The sequence below is a fragment of the Xylanibacter rodentium genome (assembly GCF_013166575.1).
GTDB classification, from domain to species: domain Bacteria; phylum Bacteroidota; class Bacteroidia; order Bacteroidales; family Bacteroidaceae; genus Prevotella; species Prevotella rodentium.
Map to the genome: position 1 here is coordinate 1 of NZ_JABKKE010000049.1, position 3,181 is coordinate 3,181.

The following is a 3,181-nucleotide window of genomic DNA, read 5'->3' on the forward strand; positions in this document are numbered from 1 at the left end:
TCCGTCGGGGACGGATTGGGGGAATGCCTTTCAAACTCCGGGCTGCGCCACCTGCGGCGAACCCTGCCGTTCGGGTGCAAAGTTACGCCCTTAAAGCGGTATCGGACAGAGGCTTGAACCGGACAATCAGAGCCAACCGGCGCAATATGCCGCCACTTGCAGGGGAAGTGGTACGGATTCAAAAATATCCTTGTTTATTTGCAGCATGATTCAAAAAACGAACGATTTGAAGATATGAAAAATGAGGCTTTCAAATACCCGGCAAACCGCTTCGGCGGATATTTGCCAGACCGGATACCCGAACCTTCGGATACCCGGTTTCCCAATGACGCGGTGATTCACGGATTCAATGACTTCATGACGCAATGTCGTCATTCATCAGTTATCCGAACCTCTGCTTCACCGTTGAAGCGGATACGTGACGAACCGGACAGGCGGAGATTCGCGGATGCGGATATACATGTCACCGATTCCGTATCGGAGCAGGAAAACAATTCATCAACCATTAAAACCAACAGAACCATGAGTAATGAAACATTCGTTGCATTCGCAACACAGAAAGGGGGCATCGGCAAATCCACCGTCACGGCACTTGCCGCCAATTACCTCCACAACGTGAAAGGACACAATGTCGCCGTCATAGACTGCGACGCCCCGCAGCACAGCATACACGGGTTGCGTGAACGTGAAACGGGACTTATCGGCGGGAGCCTCTATTTCAAGGCACTCGCGTGTGACCACTTCCGCAAGATAAGGAAGAACGCCTACCCGGTCATCGCAAGCGACGCCCTCAACGCCCTCGATGACGCCGAAAGGATGCTTGCCGCAGAAGAGGTGAAACCCGACGTCGTGTTCTTCGACATGCCGGGAACCCTGAAAAGCAAAGGCGTGGTCAAGACCCTCTCGCAGATGGACTACATCTTCGCGCCCATGAGTGCCGACCGTTTTGTCGTGGAAAGCACCCTGCAATTCGCCGTGATGTTCCGTGACAACCTCATGACGACGGGACAGGCGAAAACAAAAGGGCTGTACCTGTTCTGGACGATGGTGGACGGCAGGGAGAAGAACGGGCTTTACGACCTGTATGAGGATGTGATCGCCGAGATGGGGCTGCCGGTGCTGTCCACCCGCCTGCCCGACAGCAAGAAGTTCCGGCGCGACCTCTCGGAAGAGCGCAAGAGCGTGTTCCGCTCGACCATCTTCCCGATGGATGCGTCCCTGCTGAAAGGGAGCGGCATCCGTGAGTTCTCGGAAGAGATAAGCCGTATCATCAGACCTCAATAATCATGGGCAGCAGGAAAGTGAACACCGAAGGCATTGACGAGGAACTGTTGATAGCCTCCATCGGCAGACGCAGGCAGGACGGGACCCTGTACCACGCGCAGGAGCCGCCCGCGCCTGCCCCCGAAGAAGAAAGCGTCCCTGAAACGGAACCGCCGCCCGTGCAATATACGGCAAAGGAAAAACCGCAGAGGGACACCGTCCGCCGCAAACGGCAGGAGGACGACTATTCCGGGTTGTTCCTCCGCCGCAACGAGATAAAGACGCGCCAGTGCGTCTATATCAGCCGCGACGTCCACAGCAAGATTCTCAAAATCGTGAACGACATCGCCGGGCGTGAAATCTCGGTAGGCGGCTACGTGGACACCGTGCTGCGCCAACATCTGGAACAGCACAAGGAGAAAATAAACGAACTGTACAAGAAACAACGTGAAGACTTGATTTGAATATGGTGGAAAAGAACCAGAAAAACAGAAGTCCGCAGCATGACGGCGGCGGTATGCTTGCCCAAGTGCAGGCGAGTGTGGAAATCCTGTCCCCCGTGCCGTTAGGCGGCAAATGCGGTGAGAAGGACTATGAACGGCTGTTCATCCGTGAAGCCGAAGTGAAGGCACGCGAGGGAAAGATGGCGTATGTGCGCCCGGAGTACCACGACCGCATCATGCGCATCACCCGTGTGATCGGGCATGATCGGCTGTCGCTGTCCGCCTACATCGACCATGTGCTTACGCACCACTTCAACCAGTGCGAGGAGGCGATAAAGAGCCTTTACGCCCAGAATTACGACGCAGTATTTTAATCCTCAAAAAGAGAACGTGCATGAGTGAAACAATAAGCATGACTGATATTCTGCTGACCGTATCGGTCGGCTGCAACCTGTGGTTCCTGTTCCTGCTCCTTTATGACAGGATCATGGAAACCAGACTTGTCCGCTTCCTCAGAAGCATAGCCGGAGTGTGGCGGTCGTCGGGCGGCACGGCGGCAAAGCCCGAAACGGTAAGGGAAACACCGTTCGCAGACACCCCGGACATCATCGGCAAGAGCCGTTTCAGGATGGCATCGACCCGGACAACCGCTGCCATACCGACGCAAGAAGCCGCCACTTCGGAAAAAGGCATTGAGCTGACGGAGGAAGAGGCTACTTTTGACGACGGAAACACGGAAACCGTGTCCCGTCCCGCCCAAGTCCCGGAGGATAAACTCGACGAAACCTTCACGAGCCTCACGCCTTCGGAAATGGAGTTCGGGGAGGACGAGCCGGAGGAAGAAACGCCCGACGCGCCGAGGGCATCCGGAAGCAGCTTCGACGAGATAGACGATGCGGTCAGAACCGCCAAGAACCCGGAAGCGACAACAACGGAACGGGAGCGGGCGGCAAAGGTCTTCACCGACATGGAAGGGACGGAGCTGTACGAGAAGCTGATGACCAGCTCGTCTGAAATGAGCATCCGCATCAAGGGGCTTATCGAAATCCGGCTGAAGAAACCGAAAAAGGATTTTGTCGTCCCAGACAATATTGAGGACTTCGACATCCGAAACTATGTATAACGACTAAAAAAGAATGAGAATGGGAATGAAAACGTAAGACGGCATCATCCACGCACATGGCGGTACAAGGTACAGCCGGTCCGCAACGGACAGTCCCAAGTCCGTGGAAACAAAGGGAATTTCCACTAAACCAAAGAAAAGTAACCGAGTATCAACCGCCCGACAAAGGACCATCCATCCTTTTGACGGCACAAAACAAGAACAGTTTATGAACAAGAACAACAGACAGAAACTTATCCTCTCAGCGGCACTTCTGGTTGCCACAACCGCCTCCGCCTTCGCGCAGGGAAACGGCATCGCGGGCATCAACGAAGCCACCTCTATGGTGAGTTCGTACTTCGACCCCGGCACG

5 protein-coding genes are annotated in these 3,181 nt (G+C 54.9%); all 5 read left to right on the forward strand.

The annotated features are described in order from the left end of the window. Nucleotides 1–234: 234 nt before the first annotated feature. Nucleotides 235–1,284, forward strand: coding sequence for a ParA family protein (locus tag HPS55_RS13845; RefSeq protein WP_172325090.1), 1,050 nt, complete (start codon nt 235–237; stop codon nt 1,282–1,284). A 2-nt stretch (nt 1,285–1,286) separates the two neighbouring features. Continuing rightward, nucleotides 1,287–1,727 (forward strand): DUF3408 domain-containing protein, encoded by a 441-nt coding sequence (locus HPS55_RS13850; RefSeq protein ID WP_005944168.1) that lies wholly within the window; start codon nt 1,287–1,289, stop codon nt 1,725–1,727. A gap of 2 nt (nt 1,728–1,729) precedes the next feature. Next, complete coding sequence (locus HPS55_RS13855; RefSeq protein ID WP_172325091.1) at nt 1,730–2,080, forward strand: DUF3408 domain-containing protein; 351 nt, start codon at nt 1,730–1,732, stop codon at nt 2,078–2,080. A 20-nt stretch (nt 2,081–2,100) separates the two neighbouring features. Further along, nucleotides 2,101–2,829 carry a conjugal transfer protein TraD gene (locus tag HPS55_RS13860; RefSeq protein WP_172325093.1) on the forward strand — a complete coding sequence of 243 codons (729 nt, stop codon included), beginning with the start codon at nt 2,101–2,103 and terminating at the stop codon, nt 2,827–2,829. A gap of 208 nt (nt 2,830–3,037) precedes the next feature. Beyond that, nucleotides 3,038–3,181: DUF4134 family protein (locus HPS55_RS13865; RefSeq protein ID WP_172325095.1), on the forward strand; the 144-nt coding region annotated here is incomplete at its 3' end.